Origin of the sequence: Streptomyces sp. NBC_01723 (assembly GCF_036246005.1) — a bacterium.
Taxonomy (GTDB): Bacteria; Actinomycetota; Actinomycetes; order Streptomycetales; family Streptomycetaceae; genus Streptomyces.
Window position 1 is genome coordinate 5,388,026 of sequence record NZ_CP109171.1, and the last position, 17,259, is coordinate 5,405,284.

The following is a 17,259-nucleotide window of genomic DNA, read 5'->3' on the forward strand; positions in this document are numbered from 1 at the left end:
TCGAAGAGAGGACTCACCCGGGGCCCGGGACTGGCTCTGTGGTTTAGACCAATCTAACAGAGCAGGGCCCAGCGGGCGCGTCGAATCGGTCAGGCGGACAAAGGCGTCACGTCAGGGAACCTCCCGTCGCGTCGACCCAGCTTCCGGTGACCCACCGGCCCTCGTGCGAGGCGAGGAACGCCACCACGTCGGCCACCTCCGACGGCGTCCCCACCCCGCCCAGCGCGGAGAGGGCCGCCGCCCGGTCCCAGCCCTCCGCGCTGCCGTGCAGCAACTCGGCCGTGTTGTCCGTGTCGATGATGCCGGGGGCCACCGAGTTCACCGTGATGCCCCGGGCGCCCAGCACCTTGGAGAGGTCGCGCGAGAGCACGTCCAGCGCGCCCTTCGTCATCGCGTAGGCCACGTTGTCCGGCATCACGGCGGTGCGGGCCAGTCCCGAGGAGACGTTGATGACCCTGCCTCCGTCGCGCAGTCGCCCCAGGCCGTGCTTGAGCAGGAAGAACGGCGCCTTCACATTGACCGCGAAGACCGCGTCGTACTCCTCCTCGTCTATCTCCGCGATCGGGTGCGTGCTGCCGATCCCCGCGTTGTTCACCAGGATGTCCAGTCCGTCGGCGTGCCGGTCGAACTCCTCCCACAGCGCCTCGGCGGCCCCGGGGGAGCGCAGGTCCGCCCCGATCGTGAACGCCGAGCCGCCCGCCGCCTCGATCTCGGCCGCCGTGTCCTTCGCCGCCCCCTCGTTCCTCCCGTAGTGCACCGCGACCCGGGCGCCGTCACGCCCCAGCCGCTCGGCGATCCCGCGTCCGATGCCCCTGCTCGCTCCCGTGACGAGAGCTGTCCTGCCCGCAAGCGCGCCCATGGTGGCGCCCCCTTCGCATTTGAATAGCGGTCGCTACAAAAATGACCGTACAGCGGTCCGGCGACATTTCTCTAGTGCTCGCTATAAAATCCACTCCATGGTGAGCAGGGAGCGCGGCGGCGAGAGCGGTGACGGGCAGGGCGAGGGACAGGGCGCCGGGCGGGGCGGGAAGGGCGTGCGGTCCGGGGCGCCGACTCGGGCCGCCGCCGGCAGGGGCCGCGGACGCCCTCGCTCCTTCGACCGCGCGACGGCGCTGGAGGCGGCCCTCATGGCCTTCTGGGAGCGCGGCTACGAGGCCACCTCCGTCTCCGACCTCACGCGGGTCATGGACATCGGCGCCCCGAGCCTCTACAGAGCCTTCGGCGACAAGCGCTCGCTCTTCGAGGAGGTCGTCCGGGAGTACGGCGTGCGGTACGGCTCCTTCGGCGACCGCGCGCTCGCCGAGGAGTCGACCGCCCGTGCGGGGATAGAGAGGATGCTGCGCGAGGCCGCCGACGAGTACACGGCCCCCGGCCGTCCGCACGGCTGCCTCGTCGTCCACGCCGCCGCCAACTGCTCGACCCCCGAGGTGGAGGAGTCCCTGCGGGTGCGGCGCAACGCCAACATCGCCGCGATCGAGAGCCGGATCTCGGCCGACGTGGCCGCTGGCGTACTGCCGCCGGACACCGACGCCGCCGCCCTGGCCCGGCACGCCGGCGCGATGATCCAGGGCATGTCCCAACAGGCGCGCGACGGCGCGAGCCGGACGGAACTGGAGGCGCTGGTGGAAATTGCCCTGGCGGTCTGGCCCCGCGGGTGAGCCAACAGGGTTAGGCTGCTGGCGGGTGCCGGGACGCCTGGAAAGCAGGCGGATCGCGCAAGAACAAACACGGTCCACCGCATGGACACGCTTAGTGGTCTAGTCCAGAATGGTGACGAGACGCTGACCGTGCCACTCACGCGAAGTGATCGTCAGGCTTCCGCCTTCCCCGCACAGGAGGGCGGACCGAGGAACCGGAGCTCTCTGCCCTGACTGCCCCGGCTCCTCATCCTTCGGCCGACCGGGACCGCACACCCCACGGCCGATGTTGCTCCGGGCTGCGGTGCCGGGAGGGTTGAGGGTCCCTCCCAGGCGCCGCGGCCCGCGGGTGTACCGCCAGGTACGCTCAGGCCCGTGCCCTCCATGAACGAACTCGTACGCCAGCACACCGCGCTCGACGACTCCGACCTCGAGTGGCTCCACCTGCTGGTCTCGGAGTGGCAGCTCCTCTCCGACCTCTCCTTCGCCGACCTGGTCCTGTGGGTCCCCACCCTGGACGGCACCCGGTACGTCTCCGTCGCCCAGATGCGGCCCAACACCGGCCCCACCTCCTACCAGGACGACATGGTCGGCCACCTCGTCCCGCGCGGCCGGCGCCCCATGCTGGACGCCGCCCTCGACGAGGGCCGGATCGTGCGCGAGGGGGACCCGGAGTGGCGCGAGGAGGTCCCGGTCCGGGTCGAGTCCATCCCGGTACGCCGTCAGGGCCGCGTCCTGGGCGTCATCGCACGCAACACCAACCTGCTCACCGTGCGCACCCCGAGCCGCCTGGAACTGACGTACCTGCAGAGCGCCTCGGACCTCGCACAGATGATCGCGGCCGGCGCCTTCCCGTTCGAGAACCAGCAGGTCGACATGGACGCCTCGCCCCGCGTCGGCGACGGCCTGATCCGGCTCGACGCGGACGGCATCGTCCAGTACGCCTCCCCGAACGCGCTGTCGGCCTACCACCGCATGGGACTCGCCGCCGACCTGGTCGGCTGCCACCTGGGCCTGACCACCGCCGAACTCGCCCCGTCCCGCGGTCCGGTGGACGAAGCGCTGGCCAAGGTGGCCAGCGGCTGGGCGCCGCGCGAGTTCGAGATCGAGGCGCACGACGGGGTGATCCAGTTCCGGGCCATCCCGCTCAAGCCCAAGGGAACGCGCATCGGTTCACTCGTACTGCTGCGCGACGTCACGGAACTGCGCCGCCGCGAACGCGAGCTGATCACCAAGGACGCCACCATCCGGGAGATCCACCACCGGGTGAAGAACAACCTCCAGACGGTGGCCGCCCTGCTGCGCCTGCAGGCCCGGCGCATCGAGTCCGACCGGGGCCGCGAGGCGCTGGAGGAGGCCGTGCGCCGCGTCGGTTCGATCGCGATCGTGCACGAGACGCTCTCCCAGAACCTGGACGAGCGGGTGGAGTTCGACGAGATCGCCGACCGGGTGCTGGCGATGGTGGCGGAGATCTCGCCGGGCAAGGTGACCGGCCGGCGCACGGGCCGCTTCGGCATCCTCGACGCCGAGGTCGCGACCCCGCTCTCGATGGTCCTGACCGAGGTGTTGCAGAACGCCCTCGAACACGGCTTCCGGGAGGGTGACACCGGGACGGTCGAGGTCTCCGCGGTCCGCGGCGGCACGCCGAAGGAGGCCCGGCTCCGGGTCACCGTCCAGGACGACGGCGTGGGTCTGCCCGCCGACTTCGACCCGCACCGCTCGGGCAACCTCGGCCTGCAGATCGTCCGCACCCTGGTGGAGGGCGAACTGGGCGGCACCTTCGACATGGTCCCGGCCCCGGAGCGTGGCACTCAGGTCATTCTGGACATTCCCGTGCCCGTGGCGAAGTAGTGCGGGGCCGCCGGGTCATCGGGCGGTTCTTCGGACGGTCTTCGGGCAGTCCTCGGACAGCAAAAAGCCCCGGACCGGTGAAGGTCCGAGGCCAGTGCTCGTGCGATCGCATCGGGGGTACTGCGCGCTGCGGCTCGGGAGCGGGGGATGCGTACTCGCTGTACGCGCCGCCAAGCTCAGGCAGGGTGGCTGTGTCAGGCGGAGGCCTGACGGGCCCGGTTGCGGGCGGCACGGCGCTTCATCGCGCGGCGCTCGTCCTCGCTGAGACCACCCCAGACGCCGGAGTCCTGACCGGACTCGAGCGCCCACTGCAGGCACTGCTCCATGACAGGGCAGCGACGGCAGACGGCCTTGGCTTCCTCGATCTGCAGCAGCGCGGGACCGGTGTTGCCGATGGGGAAGAAGAGCTCGGGGTCTTCCTCGCGGCAAACGGCGCGGTGACGCCAGTCCATGGCTGCTACCTCTCCTTGGTATTACATGCGGGTTGCTTGTGAATGTGAACGCTTTCACGAATCCCTCAACAAGGGAAGGGCCGACAGCCAGGTTCCCTGGCGTGGTCCTGTGGTTTGAAGAGGGGTTCCGGTGATCTGTGGAGGCCGGTCTTGCGGGCCGTCCCGATCGCCAAGAAGAGACTCGCAAACCTGGGCGGCGGATACAACCCCTTCAGGAAAGTTTTTTTTGATTCTTCGGTGTCGACTAGGTCACAGCCGTACTTCCATGGGGTGGACCCTGGTCTAAACGTTCGAGTGAAAGGACTTTCGCCCCTTCTGCTCACACAATCACACGCAGTGCACGGCGTACGCCTGTGAACGTCACGCTGGTTCGCAGCCCCAGGTGGTCACCGTCCATCTGGAGGGGGAGCGGCACCTTCGAATGCAAGGTGAAGTCGGTCAGGTCGTGCAGGGAGACCGCGTGCCGGCCCCGGGGTCCGCGCTCGGGGGACGAAGTGAGCAACTGGGTGCCATACCGGGCGACAGCGGCCGTCGACAGGCGGCTGAGGCCGAACACGTCGAGCGCGGTGTCGAACGAGGCTTTAGGTGACGCGTAGATCGGGCGATTGCCGAGAAACGTCCAGGGGCACGTGTTCGAGACTATGGACAGCACCAGATCGGTGACCGGGTCCTCGCCCGCTCGCTCCAGGGTGATCGTCCCGCTGCGGCGGTGCGGCTCGCCGACGAGTGCGCGCATCACCTGGCGGACGTAGAGAGCGTGTGTCGATTTCTTGCCGCGCTCACGGTGCTGCTCGACGCGGCCGACCACGCCGGCGTCGAAGCCCAGGCCGGCGTTGAAGGTGAACCACCGGGACGGGACCGCCTCGTCCTCCGACCCCGGCGTCCCCGAGGCCAGGCCGAGCCCGACGGTCCGCTCGCTGCCCTCGCGCAGGGCGTCCAAGAGCGCGCCGGTGGCCTCCACCGCGTGGTTGGGCAGGCCGAGGGCGCGGGCGAAGACGTTGGTGGAGCCACCGGGGACCACCGCGAGACCGGGCAGATGCTCCGGATCGGGGCCCGCGTGCAGCAGACCGTTGACGACCTCGTTCACCGTGCCGTCGCCGCCGAGGGCCACCACCAGCTCGATGTCGTCACTCTGCGCCGCGTGCCGGCCGAGGTCGCGCGCGTGCCCGCGGTACTCGGTGGTGACCGCCTCCAGCTTCATCTCGCTGGCGAGGGCGTGGATCAGCACGTCGCGCGTACGCGCACTCGTGGTGGTTGCCGCCGGGTTGACCACGAGAAGTGCACGCATGGTCTGCAGGGTACCTACTGGGTGGTACTCGGCCCAGACCGAGGTGAAGATCGCCGCGGTGGAACCGCGCACGTGATAGGGCGGACACCTCGCGGACGCCGGTGCCCGGAGGGCTACCCTTCAGGGGTGAGCAGTGAGCCGAACCCCGTTTCCGAAGCCGCCGAAGAGGCGGGCCCGCGTCCTCGCCGGCTGACCGCCGCGGCCGCGCTCGCCGCACTGGAGGGACTGGCGCTCGTCGTGGGCGGCGCCTGGATGCTCGTCGGGGGGCTGACCGGCCACCCCGACGACCGGACCTCCGCGATCACCGGTGGCGTCACCCTGATCGTCCTCGCGCTGCTGCCGCTGCTCGCCGCGCGCGGGCTGCTCGGCCGACGGGGCTGGAGCCGGGGACCCGCCGTGATCACGCAGATCATGGCGCTGCCCGTGGCCTACAACCTGCTGACGACGAACGGCCCGGCCATTCCCGCGGGCATCGTGCTCGCCGTGGTCTCCGTCACGGCACTGGTGCTGCTCGTCAACCCGGAGACCACCCAGGCCCTCGGCATCCGGGGCCCCGGCAACGCCGAGAAGTAGGCGGGGCCGCCGCCCGCGGGCGCGGGCGGGGCGGCTACTCCTCGACCAGCAGCTTCTCCCGCAGCTGCGCCAGGGTGCGGGCCAGCAGCCGCGAGACGTGCATCTGCGAGATGCCGACCTCCTGCGCGATCTGCGACTGGGTCATGTTGCCGAAGAAACGCAGCAGCAGGATCCGCTTCTCGCGCGGCGGGAGGTCCTCCAGCAGCGGCTTGAGCGACTCCCGGTACTCGACGCCCTCCAGGGCCTCGTCCTCGGCGCCGAGGGTGTCCGCGACCGCCGGGGACTCGTCGTCGGTGTCCGGCACGTCGAGGGAGAGCGTGGAGTAGGCGTTGGCCGACTCCAGGCCCTCCAGGACCTCCTCCTCTGAGATCGCGAGCTTCTGCGCCAGCTCGTGCACCGTGGGGGAGCGCCCGTGCAGCTGGGAGAGTTCCGCGGTGGCCGTGGTCAGGGCCAGCCGCAGCTCCTGGAGCCGGCGCGGGACGCGGACCGCCCAGCCCTTGTCCCGGAAGTGCCGCTTGATCTCGCCGACCACCGTCGGTGTCGCGTACGTGGAGAACTCCACCCCGCGGTCCGGGTCGAAACGGTCGACCGACTTGATCAGTCCGATGGTGGCGACCTGGGTCAGGTCGTCCAGAGGCTCGCCGCGGTTGCGGAAGCGGCGCGCGAGGTGCTCGACGAGCGGCAGGTGCATGCGGACCAGCCGGTTGCGCAGCTCCGCGTAGGCGGGGCTGTCCTTCTCCAGCGTGCGCAGCTCCGCGAACAGGAGGCGCGCCCCGCTGCGGTCCTGCGGGTCGTGCCGTGTGCCCTGCGTGCCCCGGGCACCCGGCGCGCCGTCCTCGGAGTGTCGCTCGTGCTCGCTCATCGTCCCGCCCGTTGCCCTTTCCCGAGCCTTCTCCTCCGCTCGGACGGGCCGGACGGGGGTGTCCCCGGTCCGCTGCCCGTCGCCCGGAGTGACGGCCTCGGGAGAGGTCTCGTCCTCCGGATGCGGCCGGGCCTGCTCGGGGATGCCGTCGATGCCGTCCGCCGTGCGCCGGGCCTCGTTCGGGGAACGCTCGCCCTCGGCCGGCCGCTCCCGTGTGCCGCGCTCGTCGTCCCGCACCGGCCCGTCCCCGTCCCCGTTTGCGTCCCTCACGTCGGCCCGGGTCCCGCGCCGCGCTGTTTGTAGAGGCTGATCGAAACGGTTTTGTCCTCGTCCACGGCGGAGGAGACCTTGCCCGCGAGGGCGGACAGCACCGTCCAGGCGAAGGTGTCCCGCGAAGGGGCGTGGCCGTCCGTGGTCGGCGCCGAGACGGTGACTTCGAGCGAGTCGTCGACGAGGCGGAAGACACAGCTGAGCACCGAGCCGGGCACGGCCTGCTGGAGCAGGATCGCGCAGGCCTCGTCGACTGCGATGCGCAGGTCCTCGATCTCGTCGAGGGTGAAGTCCAAGCGGGCTGCGAGGCCGGCCGTCGCCGTACGCAGCACCGACAGGTAGGCACCCGCGGCCGGCAGCCGGACTTCGACGAAGTCCTGGGTCGCGGGCTCGCCTGCGATCTGGGACACCCTCACCTCCAAGGTGGTACAAGCGTTACAGGGCCAGGGGGTCGCCCTCGGGGTAACGCGATACGTGGTTCAGCGGTGACGTTATCGCGCTCCGAAGTTTCCTGTCCCCGAGACCCCAACCCCATGCTGTCACTCATAGTAAACACACGAACACGCACAGTGGCTAGGGGTTCGGCGGGCCCAAATCGGAAGAGCGCGCGCCGGGTTGACGTACCCAGGCGTCAGACGGTCGAACCGTACCGGGCCGAGGTCACACGAGGACGTGGTCGACGAAGCACCAGCGCCAGTTCTCCCCGGGCTCGAAGGTGCGCATGACCGGGTGGCCGGTCTCCTTGTGGTGCGTCGTGGCGTGCTGCCCCGGCGAGGAGTCGCAGCAGCCGACATGACCGCAGTCGAGGCACAGCCGCAGCTGCACCGGGTCCGTGCCCTCGGCCAGACACTCCGGACAGGTCTCACCGCGCGGCTCCGGCTCCGGGTGCGGCAGCGCGTCGGCGTGCGTGCACTGTTTCATGATTGCCAGGTTACGACGGGTGCGTGGATCACCGCGCGGAAAAAGAGGGCGGGCGAGGACATGGACGTGATGCCGCTGCTGTTGCTGGTGGCGGGCAGTGCCGCGGTCGCCGCCGCGGGGCGGCGGGTACCGGTGCCGGTGCCGCTGCTGCTGGTGGCGGTGGGCCTGGCGGTGAGCTACGTCCCGGGCGTGCCCGACTACACCCTCGACCCGCACATCGTCCTGCCCCTGCTGCTGCCCCCGCTGCTCTACACGGCGGCCACCGACAGTTCCTACCTGGACCTGCGGGCCCAGGTGCGGCCGGTGGCGCTGCTGTCCGTGGGCTACGTCCTCTTCGCGACCTTCGTCGTCGGCTGCGCCGCGTACCTGATCGTGCCGGGTCTGCCGCTGACGGCGGCCCTGGTGTTCGGCGCGGTGGTCGCGCCGCCGGACGCCGTCGCCGCCACGGCCGTCGCGCGCCGGGTGGGGCTGCCCTCCCGGATCACCACGATCCTCCAGGGCGAGTCCCTGGTGAACGACGCCACCGCGATCACCGCCTTCAGGGTGGCGCTCGCGGCGGCGGTCGGCGAGGGCGCCACGTGGGCCGGCGGGATCCTGGAGTTCGTGATCGCGGCGATCGGCGGCGTGGGCGTGGGGCTGGTGCTGATGGTGCCGCTGCACTGGCTGCGCACCCATCTGCGGGAGGCGCTGCTGCAGAACACGCTCTCCCTGCTGATCCCGTTCGTCGCCTACGCGGTCGCCGAACAGGTGCACGCCTCCGGGGTCCTCGCGGTGGTCGTCGTCGCGCTCTATCTCGGCCACCGCGCGTGGGAGGTCGATTTCGCCACCCGGCTCCAGGAGGAGGCGGTGTGGAAGATGGTCGCGTTCGTGCTGGAGTCGGCCGTGTTCGCCCTGATCGGACTCCAGCTGCCCGTCGTCCTCAAGGGGCTCGGGGAGTACGAGGGCGCCGAAGCGGCCTGGTACGCCGTCGCCCTCTTCCTGGTGGTCGCGGTGGCGAGGTTCGTGTGGGTGTATCCGGCGACCTACCTGCCGCGCCTCTCGGCACGCGTACGCGCGCGGGAGGGCGACCTCTCCTGGACGGGGCCGTTCGTCATCGGCTGGGCGGGGATGCGGGGCGTGGTCTCGCTGGCCATCGCGTTCTCCATCCCGCTCACCGTGCACGACGGCGATCCCTTCCCCGAGCGCAACCTCATCCTGTTCCTCACCTTCACCACCGTCATCGGCACGCTGGTCGTCCAGGGCGTCACCCTGCCGCCGCTGATCCGCCTGCTGAAGTTCCCCGCTCGCGACGTGCAGACCGAGACGCTCGCCGAGGCCAACGCGCAGGCACAGGCCTCCCGGGCGGCCGAGCGGCGCCTGGACGAGCTGCTCGCCGACGAGCGCAACGCCCTGCCGGGCCCCCTCGCCGAGCGCCTGCGCACGGTCCTGGAGCGCCGCCGCAACGCCGTCTGGGAGCGGCTCGGGCAGGTCAACCCGGTCACCGGCGAGACCGTCGACGACACGTACCGGCGGCTGTCGCGGGAGATGATCAGCGCCGAGCGCGATGTCTTCGTCCGGCTGCGGGACGGCCGTTACATCGACGACGAGATGCTGCGAACGCTGCTGCGCCGCCTCGACCTGGAGGAGGCGGCGGCCTACCGGGAGGCCACGTGAGCAGTGCGCGCCCGGGAGGCGGTCAGGGGAACGGCCGGCCGGTGACGACCGCGGCCAGGGCGGTCCCGCGGGGGAAGGCGCCCTCCTGGGTGAGGGCGAGCAGGGCGTGCAGGAGCTTGGCTACATACACGCGCTCCACGGGCAGGCCGTGGCGGTCTTCGAAGTCGTCGGCGAAGGAGTCGAGCTCCGGCGTCGTGCGGGCGTAGCCGCCGCAGTGGAAGCGGTCGTCGAGGCTCCAGTCGCCGCGCGGTCCGCCGAACGCACGGTCCTGGAGCCGTCGTATGTCGTCGGTCAGGAAGCCGCCCTTGAGCACGGGTATCCCCAGCGTCCGCCGGCCCCGGGGCAGGCCCGCGGCCAGACCGGCGAGCGTGCCACCCGTGCCGCAGGCGACGGCGGCCACGTCGGCGTGTCCGCCCAGTTCCTCGCCGAGAGCCCGGCAGCCGCGGACGGCCGACGCGTTGCTGCCGCCCTCGGGGACCACGACCGCGTCCTCGGCGGCCACCGCGCGCAGCAGCGCGGCCAGGGTCTCCGGCTCGCTCTTGCGGCGGTACGTCGAGCGGTCGACGAAGTGCAGCCGCATGCCGTCGGCCGCGCACCGGGCCAGGGAGGGGTTGAGCGGCCGCCCGGCCAGTTCCTGACCCCGCACCACGCCCACCGTCGACAGGCCGAGCAGCCGGCCGGCGGCGGCCGTGGCGCGCAGGTGGTTGGAGTAGGCGCCGCCGAACGTGACGACGGTACGGCCCCGCGCGGTGGCGAGATTCGGCGCCAGTTTGCGCCATTTGTTGCCGACCAGGTCGGGGTGGATCAGGTCGTCCCGCTTCAGCAGCAGCCGGACGCCGTGCCGCTCGAACCGCCCGTCGACGATCTCCTGGCAGGGTGACGGCAGGCGGGGGCCGAGGGTGGCGAGGTCGGAGGTGTCGGTGCCGGTCACCGGGCCATTCTCACGCCGCGGCGAGGGCGCGTCACTTCAGCTCAGCCGGTCCCCGATCCGTGCCCGCATGGACGCCATGGTGAACCCGCGCGGGTCCACCTTCCCGGGCTGCCACTCCAGGTGCCCGATCACGGACCGTTCGTTCCATCCGTGATGGCGGCAGACCGCGGCGGCGGCCCGCTCGATGGCCTCCAGCTGCGCCGCCGGCCAGGGGTCGTCGCCGTCGCCCAGGTTCTCGCACTCGAACCCGTAGAAGTGCCGGTTGCCGTCGGTGTTCGCCTCGTTGTCCTTCGGCAGCGCCCGCTCGGCGATCACCGCGCGCAGGACGTCGTCGTCGCCGAGGCCGGCGTGGTTGGCCCTGCCGTACCCGACCAGATGGACCCGGCCGTCCTTCGTGATGACCCCGTGGCACAGGGGACCGGGCAGGCCCTCGTAGCCCTTGCGGCAGATGTCCACCGTCCGGGCGCTGCCCTTCGTGACCGTGTGGTGGATCATCACACCGTTCACGGGCCCCCAGGGGCCCTTGTGGTTGCGGTTGTGGTCACGCCAGTCGCCGACCTCGACGATGGTGAGCCCCTCCGCCTTCAGTGCCTTGAGGAAGCTGCTCGCGGACATGGGTGAGGCCACGGCCGACTCCTTCACGCTGTGTGACGGCCGCCTTGGCACGGCCGTCTCGTACGGTGCTTGTACCGAAACGGAGCTCCCGCTATTACTTGTCCGGCGCGCGTACGAGCGTTTTCGGCCAATCTCGTCCCGGCCCATCGCCTGGAACAGGCCGGACAAGACGCCGAGACGGCGAAACAAGCTCCCATATCTGCCCCGGCTTCCGGTGATCCATTCCCGCTCTTTCGTGTAATAGCACCGGCACGCTCCGTGAGGAAGGCTGGTGCACGCACATCGATGCCGGGCGCAGCCGCCCGGCACGACCGGGAGGGCAATTCCTTATGTCGGTAGGCGAAGAGGTCCGCAGCGAGCAGACCAGGCCGCAGCAGAGCCTCGGCACGGCGGCCGCGCGGAACCTGGCCACCACGACCAAGTCCGTTCCTCAGATGCAGGAGATCAGCTCACGCTGGCTGCTGCGCTCGCTTCCCTGGGTGGACATCCAGGGCGGCACGTACCGGGTGAACCGGCGTCTGACCTTCGCCGTCGGCGACGGCCGCGTGACGTTCGTGAAGACCGGCGACCGCGTCGAGGTCGTCCCCGCGGAGCTGGGCGAGCTGCCGGCGCTGCGGTCGTACGAGGACGACGAGGTCCTGTCGGAGCTCGCACAGCGCTGCGAGCAGCGGGAGTTCGGCCCCGGCGAGGTCATCGCCTCGTTCGGCGGCCGGGTCGACGAGGTGTACCTGCTCGCGCACGGCAAGGTGGAGAAGATCGGCACCGGTCCCTACGGTGACGACGCGGTGCTCGGTGTCCTCGCCGACGGCGCCTACTTCGGCGACCAGGCGCTGCTCGACGGGGACGCCATCTGGGAGTACACGGCCCGCGCGGTCACCGCCTGCACCGTGCTCGTGCTGCCCCGCCACGAGGTGGACCAGGTCGCGGAGCGCGCGGAGTCCCTGAGCGCGCACCTGGAGGAGCAGCGCTCGCTCCCGGAGCAGAACACCAACAAGCACGGCGAGAAGGCGATCGACCTCTCCGCCGGTCACAGCGGCGAGCCGGACATCCCGCACACCTTCGTCGACTACGAGGCCCGGCCGCGTGAGTATGAACTGAGCGTCGCCCAGACCGTGCTGCGCATCCACTCGCGCGTGGCCGACCTCTACAACCAGCCGATGAACCAGACCGAGCAGCAGATCCGGCTGACGGTCGAGGCGCTGAAGGAGCGCCAGGAGCACGAGCTGGTCAACAACCGCGAGTTCGGCCTGCTGCACAACTGCGAGTACGACCAGCGGATCCAGCCGCACGACGGCGTGCCGGGGCCGGACGACCTGGACGAGCTGCTGAGCCGCCGCAGGGGCACCAAGCTGCTGCTCGCCCACCCCCGTGCGATCGCCGCGATCGGCCGGGAGCTCAACCGGCGCGGACTGGTCCCCGAGACGATCGACGTCGCCGGCAACCGCATCCCGACCTGGCGCGGGGTGCCGATCTACCCGTGCAACAAGATCCCGGTCACCGAGGCCCGTACGACCTCGATCATCGCGATGCGTACCGGCGAGCAGGAGCAGGGCGTCATCGGGCTGCGGGCCACCGGCATCCCCGACGAGATCGAGCCGAGTGTGTCGGTGCGCTTCATGGGCATCAATGAGCAGGCCATCATCAAGTACCTGGTCACGGCCTACCACTCGGCCGCGGTCCTGGTGCCGGACGCGCTGGGCGTCCTGGAAAACGTCGAGATCGGCCGCTGGCAGTGACGCCAGTCCGCCCGACGTCGTGTCCCCGCCCTCCCGGGCGGGTACACCCCCGGGGTACGGGAGTGGGCCCATGGGGGAGGTGAGTCCATGACGGAGACCGGGTGCGGCGCCACCGCGACCCGCGGTCCCACCGGAGCGCCGGAGAGGCAGGGGGCCATCGGCACACAGCGCGCGGACGAGCCGGGCACCCCGGTCGGCGGACCCGGGCCGCCGGTGTCCGAGGGGCAGGAGGCGGCGGCGCTCCTGAGCGAGTCCCGGGCGTCGGTCGACCCCGAACTCCGTTCCGCCATCGCCGCACTGCCCCCGATGATGCGCCGCGTCGCGCTCTATCACTTCGGCTGGCAGCACGCGGACGGCACGCCCGCGGAGGGCAACGCGGGCAAGGCGATCCGTCCCGCACTCGTCCTCACCGCGGCCGCCGCGCTCGGCGGGCCCACGGCCCGTGCTGCGGCGGTGCGGGCCGCCGCCGCGGTGGAGTTGATCCACAACTTCACACTGCTGCACGACGACGTGATGGACCGGGACACCACCCGGCGCCACCGGCCCACCGCCTGGACCGTGTTCGGCGACGCCGACGCGATCCTCACGGGGGACGCCGTTCAGGCGCTCGGCCTGCGGTTGCTCGCCGCGGACCCGCATCCGGCGTCCGCGGCGGCGGCCATCCGGCTGTCCGACTGCGTCATGGAACTGTGCGAGGGCCAGCACACGGACACGGCGATGGAACGGCGCGCGCCCTACGAGGTCACCCTCGACGAGACGGTCGCCATGGCCGAGGCCAAGACGGGCGCCCTGCTGGGATGCGCCTGCGCGCTCGGCGGGCTGTACGCCGGTGCCGCCGAGGAGGACGTCGAGGCGCTGGACGCCTTCGGCCGGCAGGCCGGGCTGGCCTTCCAGCTCATCGACGACGTCATCGGCATATGGGGCGACCCGCGCCACACCGGCAAGCCGGCCGGCGCGGACCTGGCCGTCCGCAAGAAGTCGCTGCCGGTGGTCGCCGCCCTCACCTCCGGCACCCCGGCCGCCGCCGAACTCGCCGCGCTGTACGCGGCACCGTACGACAAGGACAAGGAGGACCTGGAGCGCACCGCCCTGGCCGTGGAGCGGGCAGGCGGCCGGGACTGGGCGCAGGCCCAGGCGGCCGACCGGATGGCACGGGCGATGCAGGAACTGGCCCGTGCCGTGCCGGACCCGGAGTCGGCGGGCGGACTGCTCGCACTGGCCGAGTTCGTGACCCGGCGCACCACCTGACGGCCACCTGACCGCCGTCCGCCGCACCACCCGGCCCTGCCAGGGCCGGCCGCAAGACCCCGGAGCCCGTGCAGGGCCGTACGGCACCTGACCCGACGTACGGCCGCACCGCCGACGGCTCCGGTCCGGCGGGTCCCGCACTTCCCCACGGTGTGCGGGGCCCGCCCCCTTTCCCTCTCCGGCCGGCGCGTGAGGCTTCCCGGATAGGCTCAACCTCCTTACACACGAACGACGTTGAGCCGAAGGGGCGGGGCGGGTTATGAGCGTGGTGATCCGGACGGCGGGGGCGGACGACCGGGAGCGGGTCGTCCGGCTCCTGGACGAGGCCTTCCAGGACGACCCGGTCAGCAGCTGGGTCTTTCCCGGCGCGGAGTACCGCCGGCTGACCCATCACCGGCTCATGGCGGCCTTCGCCGACGCCGTGCTGGCCGACGGGCGCATCGATCTCACCGACGACGGCGCGGCCTGCGCGCTGTGGCTGCCCGTACCCGCGCACGAACCGGCCGGGGACCAACAGGCCGCCGAAGGGCCCGTCGAGGACGTCCCCGCCCTGGTGCGCGAGGCCGTCGACCCGGACAACGAGCGCGTCGAGCTGATAGCCCGGCTCACCGAGGGCATCCACCCCACCGGCCGGGCCCACGAGTACCTGTGGATGATCGGCGTGGCCCCCGGGCGGCAGGGCGAGGGTCTGGGCACCGCGCTGATGGAGTCGGTGCTCGACCGCTGCGACAGCGAGAGGACGCCCGCCTACCTGGAGGCGAGCAGCGCCCGCGGCCGGGCGCTGTACGAGCGCCTGGGCTTCGAGTTCACCGGACAGGCCCTCCAACTGCCCGACGGTCCCCTGATGTGGCCGATGTGGCGCGAGCCGCGGAACGAATAATCAGGAGACCAGACAACTACATGCGGAGTACTGTGTGCGTAGTGGTCAAGGGGTGGCCAGGAAGAGGGGGACCGGTTTGCGCAAGCTCACGTATTTCATCGCCTGTTCGATCGACGGCTTCATCGGCGGCCCGGACGGCGACGCGTCGTTCATGTACCCGTTCGTGGACGAGGAGTTCTTCGCGTTCCTGAAGGCGGAGTACCCGGAGACGGTGTCGAGCCTCGGCCGACGGCTGCGCGGTATCGAGGACCTGCCGAACAAGCGGTTCGACACGGTGATCCAGGGCCGGGGCAGCTACGACGTGGCGCTGAAGGAGGGCATCACCAGCCCCTACGCACACATGCGCGAGATCGTCGCCTCGCGCACCCTCACGGAGTCGCCCGACCCCAACGTCGAGATCGTCTCGACGGACCTGGTCGGCAGGGTCCGCGAACTGAAGGCGGAGGAGCGTGACTTCGGCATCTACCTGTGCGGCGGGGCGGCCGTCGCCGGGGAGCTGGTCGACGAGATCGACGAGCTGGTCATCAAGACGTACCCGGTGGTGCTGGGCACCGGCATGCCGATGTTCGCCTCGGGCTTCGAGGTCTCGGAGTTCGTGACGGGGTCGGTGCGCACCTTCGGCAACGGCGTCGTGGTGCGGACCTATGACCGGAAGCGCTGAGCCGTCCGTGCCCCGGGTGCGACAGGGGTGCGGACGCACGGAGGGGCCCGGCCGGGTTGCGGCCGGGCCCCTCCGGTCTGTCCTGCGGCCCGCGATGGTGCACCGATCGCCGGCCCTGGATGCAGGGGTCAGGCCTTCTTGGTCTCCCAGAAGATCTTGTCGATCTGGGCGATGTAGTCCAGGGCCTTCTGGCCGGTCGCCGGGTCGGTCGAGCCCTTGGCGGCCGAGAGGGCCTTCAGGGTGTCGTTGACCAGCTGGTGCAGCTCCGGGTACTTCTCGAAGTGCGGGGGCTTGAAGTAGTCGCTCCACAGCACGGACACGTGGTGCTTCGCGAGCTCGGCGCGCTGCTCCTTGATGACCGTGGCGCGGGCCTGGAAGTGCGGGTCGTCGTTACCGGCCATCTTCTCCTGGACGGCCTTCACCGACTCCGCCTCGATGCGGGCCTGGGCCGGGTCGTACACGCCGCAGGGCAGGTCGCAGTGGGCGCTGACCGTGACCTTGGGGGCAAACAGGCGGGAAAGCATGAAGCGTTCCTTCCTCGTGATCGTCTTCTCAGGGGGGACATTACTCCCTGGGTGGCCCGATTTCGCGAGTGCCCCCGTGGGCTTAGGACAAAAGTCCGGGGGTGAGACTGAGACTGGTGGAGGAAAGACCGGGAGGTGCCGGGTGATGCCGGAGCGGCCGTCGCAGGAGACCGAGCGCGCGAGAGGCGCGCTGCCCTTCGGGCCGGCCGAGGTGACCGGGCCGTCGATGGTGCCCACGTTGCACCACGGTGACGTGCTGCTCGTGCACTGGGGTGCGCGGGTCCGGCCGGGTGACGTGGTCGTGCTGCGGCATCCCTTCCAGCAGGACCTGCTGGTGGTCAAGCGGGCCGTCGAGCGGCGCGGGACCGGCTGGTGGGTGCTCGGGGACAACGCCTTCGCCGGCGGTGACAGCACCGACTACGGGGTCGTCCCCGAGGACCTGGTGCTCGGCAGGGTGCGCCTGCGCTACCGGCCGCCGCGGCCGGGTCGGCGCTCCCCGTTCGCCGTGACCCGCTGGGCGCTGTCCGCGCTCAGGCCGGTGCCGGCCTCCCGGTCCGCCTCCAGACGCTTGCGGGCGCGGTAGGCCGCCACGTTGGCGCGGGTGGCGCAGCGGTCGGAGCAGTAGCGCCGGGAGCGGTTGGTGGAGGTGTCCAGGTAGGCGTTGCGGCAGGGGGACGCCTCGCACAGGCCCAGGCGGTCCACTCCGTACTCGGTGAGGTGGAAGGCGAGGCCCATCGCCGCGATGGCGGCGAAACCGGCGGTGGCGTTGGACGGGTGGTCCGCCAGGTGCATGTGCCACAGCGGGCGGTCGTCGTCGTCGCGGTGGTCGTGGCCGGAGATCTGCGGGCTCACCGGGAACTCCAGGAGCAGGGAGTTCAGCAGGTCGACGGCGAGGGTCTCGTCGCCGGCGTCGGCCGCCTCGAACACCGCCCGCAGCCGTGCCCGGACCGAGCGGAAGCGGGTCACGTCCGAGTCGGCCGCCCGCCGGGCCGCCGACTGGTTGGCACCGAACAGTTCGCGGACGGCCTCGACCGAGGTCAGGGAGTCCTGTCCGCGGGACGGTTCCTCGGTGTTGACGAGACGTACGGCGTAATCCGAGTAATAGGCCAGTTCCACTTGTAGTCCTTACGAAGGGGCTCTATGGTCGTGCCTGCGGT

Annotated in this window: 19 protein-coding genes; 9 read left to right on the forward strand and 10 right to left on the reverse strand. The window is 71.2% G+C overall.

The annotated features are described in order from the left end of the window. Positions 1-106: 106 nt before the first annotated feature. Positions 107-859 (reverse strand): SDR family NAD(P)-dependent oxidoreductase, encoded by a 753-nt coding sequence (locus tag OIE75_RS25125; RefSeq protein ID WP_307015061.1) that lies wholly within the window; start codon positions 857-859, stop codon positions 107-109. A 97-nt stretch (positions 860-956) separates the two neighbouring features. On the opposite strand from OIE75_RS25125, the gene OIE75_RS25130 reads away from it, so the two are divergent. Then, a complete protein-coding gene (locus tag OIE75_RS25130; protein WP_329472196.1) occupies positions 957-1,658 on the forward strand; it encodes a TetR/AcrR family transcriptional regulator in 702 nt (233 codons plus the stop codon). A 354-nt stretch (positions 1,659-2,012) separates the two neighbouring features. After that, positions 2,013-3,488, forward strand: a complete 1,476-nt coding sequence (locus OIE75_RS25135) for a sensor histidine kinase (protein ID WP_329472197.1) — start codon at positions 2,013-2,015, stop codon at positions 3,486-3,488. A 194-nt stretch (positions 3,489-3,682) separates the two neighbouring features. Here the strand turns inward: OIE75_RS25135 and OIE75_RS25140 are convergent, their stop codons facing one another. Further along, entirely contained in the window at positions 3,683-3,940 is a 258-nt protein-coding gene (locus OIE75_RS25140; RefSeq protein ID WP_003973730.1) for a WhiB family transcriptional regulator, read from the reverse strand. Between the two features lie 319 nt (positions 3,941-4,259). Beyond that, positions 4,260-5,228 (reverse strand): diacylglycerol/lipid kinase family protein, encoded by a 969-nt coding sequence (locus OIE75_RS25145; RefSeq protein ID WP_307015064.1) that lies wholly within the window; start codon positions 5,226-5,228, stop codon positions 4,260-4,262. Between the two features lie 126 nt (positions 5,229-5,354). On the opposite strand from OIE75_RS25145, the gene OIE75_RS25150 reads away from it, so the two are divergent. Further along, the gene (locus OIE75_RS25150; protein WP_125492797.1) at positions 5,355-5,801 is read left to right on the forward strand and encodes a hypothetical protein; all 447 of its coding nucleotides are present in this window, start codon (positions 5,355-5,357) and stop codon (positions 5,799-5,801) included. Positions 5,802-5,835: 34 nt separating this feature from the next. Here OIE75_RS25150 and OIE75_RS25155 read toward each other — a convergent pair whose 3' ends face one another. The 3 genes from OIE75_RS25155 to OIE75_RS25165 all read right to left on the reverse strand — a co-directional run bounded on the left by OIE75_RS25155 (position 5,836) and on the right by OIE75_RS25165 (position 7,854). Further along, positions 5,836-6,900: an RNA polymerase sigma factor SigF gene (locus OIE75_RS25155; RefSeq protein WP_307018128.1), complete on the reverse strand. Its 1,065-nt coding sequence runs from the start codon at positions 6,898-6,900 to the stop codon at positions 5,836-5,838. Positions 6,901-6,929: 29 nt separating this feature from the next. Beyond that, on the reverse strand, positions 6,930-7,343 hold the full coding sequence (locus tag OIE75_RS25160) for an anti-sigma regulatory factor (RefSeq protein ID WP_003973726.1): 414 nt from the start codon (positions 7,341-7,343) through the stop codon (positions 6,930-6,932). A 250-nt stretch (positions 7,344-7,593) separates the two neighbouring features. Next, positions 7,594-7,854 carry a UBP-type zinc finger domain-containing protein gene (locus OIE75_RS25165; protein WP_122616162.1) on the reverse strand — a complete coding sequence of 87 codons (261 nt, stop codon included), beginning with the start codon at positions 7,852-7,854 and terminating at the stop codon, positions 7,594-7,596. A 60-nt stretch (positions 7,855-7,914) separates the two neighbouring features. Here OIE75_RS25165 and OIE75_RS25170 point away from each other — a divergent pair, with 60 nt between their 5' ends. After that, positions 7,915-9,507, forward strand: a complete 1,593-nt coding sequence (locus OIE75_RS25170) for a Na+/H+ antiporter (RefSeq protein ID WP_329472198.1) — start codon at positions 7,915-7,917, stop codon at positions 9,505-9,507. 22 nt (positions 9,508-9,529) lie between these two features. On the opposite strand, the gene OIE75_RS25175 is transcribed toward OIE75_RS25170, so the two are convergent. Further along, positions 9,530-10,438 carry a 1-aminocyclopropane-1-carboxylate deaminase/D-cysteine desulfhydrase gene (locus OIE75_RS25175; protein ID WP_329472199.1) on the reverse strand — a complete coding sequence of 303 codons (909 nt, stop codon included), beginning with the start codon at positions 10,436-10,438 and terminating at the stop codon, positions 9,530-9,532. 36 nt (positions 10,439-10,474) lie between these two features. Further along, positions 10,475-11,053 (reverse strand): N-acetylmuramoyl-L-alanine amidase, encoded by a 579-nt coding sequence (locus tag OIE75_RS25180; RefSeq protein ID WP_329474049.1) that lies wholly within the window; start codon positions 11,051-11,053, stop codon positions 10,475-10,477. Positions 11,054-11,382: 329 nt separating this feature from the next. On the opposite strand from OIE75_RS25180, the gene OIE75_RS25185 reads away from it, so the two are divergent. From OIE75_RS25185 to OIE75_RS25200, 4 genes are all read left to right on the forward strand, one after another. Continuing rightward, positions 11,383-12,789, forward strand: coding sequence for a family 2B encapsulin nanocompartment shell protein (locus OIE75_RS25185; protein WP_307015067.1), 1,407 nt, complete (start codon positions 11,383-11,385; stop codon positions 12,787-12,789). A gap of 87 nt (positions 12,790-12,876) precedes the next feature. After that, a complete protein-coding gene (locus OIE75_RS25190) occupies positions 12,877-14,037 on the forward strand; it encodes a family 2 encapsulin nanocompartment cargo protein polyprenyl transferase (protein WP_329472201.1) in 1,161 nt (386 codons plus the stop codon). A gap of 259 nt (positions 14,038-14,296) precedes the next feature. After that, entirely contained in the window at positions 14,297-14,917 is a 621-nt protein-coding gene (locus OIE75_RS25195) for a GNAT family N-acetyltransferase (RefSeq protein WP_329472202.1), read from the forward strand. Between the two features lie 76 nt (positions 14,918-14,993). Beyond that, entirely contained in the window at positions 14,994-15,578 is a 585-nt protein-coding gene (locus OIE75_RS25200; RefSeq protein ID WP_329472203.1) for a dihydrofolate reductase family protein, read from the forward strand. Between the two features lie 128 nt (positions 15,579-15,706). Here OIE75_RS25200 and sodN read toward each other — a convergent pair whose 3' ends face one another. Next, on the reverse strand, positions 15,707-16,102 hold the full coding sequence (gene sodN / locus OIE75_RS25205; RefSeq protein WP_064729779.1) for a superoxide dismutase, Ni: 396 nt from the start codon (positions 16,100-16,102) through the stop codon (positions 15,707-15,709). Positions 16,103-16,247: 145 nt separating this feature from the next. On the opposite strand from sodN, the gene sodX reads away from it, so the two are divergent. Further along, positions 16,248-16,685 carry a nickel-type superoxide dismutase maturation protease gene (gene sodX, locus OIE75_RS25210; RefSeq protein ID WP_329472204.1) on the forward strand — a complete coding sequence of 146 codons (438 nt, stop codon included), beginning with the start codon at positions 16,248-16,250 and terminating at the stop codon, positions 16,683-16,685. On the opposite strand, the gene OIE75_RS25215 is transcribed toward sodX, so the two are convergent. Then, positions 16,568-17,218 carry a CGNR zinc finger domain-containing protein gene (locus OIE75_RS25215; RefSeq protein ID WP_329472205.1) on the reverse strand — a complete coding sequence of 217 codons (651 nt, stop codon included), beginning with the start codon at positions 17,216-17,218 and terminating at the stop codon, positions 16,568-16,570. The two genes, sodX and OIE75_RS25215, sit on opposite strands and share 118 nt — an antisense overlap. Positions 17,219-17,259 lie beyond the last annotated feature (41 nt).

What these genes read in the sequence shown, in the direction of transcription:
- OIE75_RS25130 (WP_329472196.1), top strand. Translation starts at nt 957, where the DNA reads ATGGTGAGCAGGGAGCGCGGCGGCGAGAGCGGTGACGGGCAGGGCGAG.
- OIE75_RS25165 (WP_122616162.1), bottom strand. Translation starts at nt 7,854, where the DNA reads ATGAAACAGTGCACGCACGCCGACGCGCTGCCGCACCCGGAGCCGGAG.
- OIE75_RS25125 (WP_307015061.1), bottom strand. Translation starts at nt 859, where the DNA reads ATGGGCGCGCTTGCGGGCAGGACAGCTCTCGTCACGGGAGCGAGCAGG.
- sodX (WP_329472204.1), top strand. Translation starts at nt 16,248, where the DNA reads ATGCCGGAGCGGCCGTCGCAGGAGACCGAGCGCGCGAGAGGCGCGCTG.
- sodN (WP_064729779.1), bottom strand. Translation starts at nt 16,102, where the DNA reads ATGCTTTCCCGCCTGTTTGCCCCCAAGGTCACGGTCAGCGCCCACTGC.
- OIE75_RS25195 (WP_329472202.1), top strand. Translation starts at nt 14,297, where the DNA reads ATGAGCGTGGTGATCCGGACGGCGGGGGCGGACGACCGGGAGCGGGTC.
- OIE75_RS25180 (WP_329474049.1), bottom strand. Translation starts at nt 11,053, where the DNA reads ATGTCCGCGAGCAGCTTCCTCAAGGCACTGAAGGCGGAGGGGCTCACC.
- OIE75_RS25190 (WP_329472201.1), top strand. Translation starts at nt 12,877, where the DNA reads ATGACGGAGACCGGGTGCGGCGCCACCGCGACCCGCGGTCCCACCGGA.
- OIE75_RS25145 (WP_307015064.1), bottom strand. Translation starts at nt 5,228, where the DNA reads ATGCGTGCACTTCTCGTGGTCAACCCGGCGGCAACCACCACGAGTGCG.
- OIE75_RS25170 (WP_329472198.1), top strand. Translation starts at nt 7,915, where the DNA reads ATGGACGTGATGCCGCTGCTGTTGCTGGTGGCGGGCAGTGCCGCGGTC.
- OIE75_RS25140 (WP_003973730.1), bottom strand. Translation starts at nt 3,940, where the DNA reads ATGGACTGGCGTCACCGCGCCGTTTGCCGCGAGGAAGACCCCGAGCTC.
- OIE75_RS25185 (WP_307015067.1), top strand. Translation starts at nt 11,383, where the DNA reads ATGTCGGTAGGCGAAGAGGTCCGCAGCGAGCAGACCAGGCCGCAGCAG.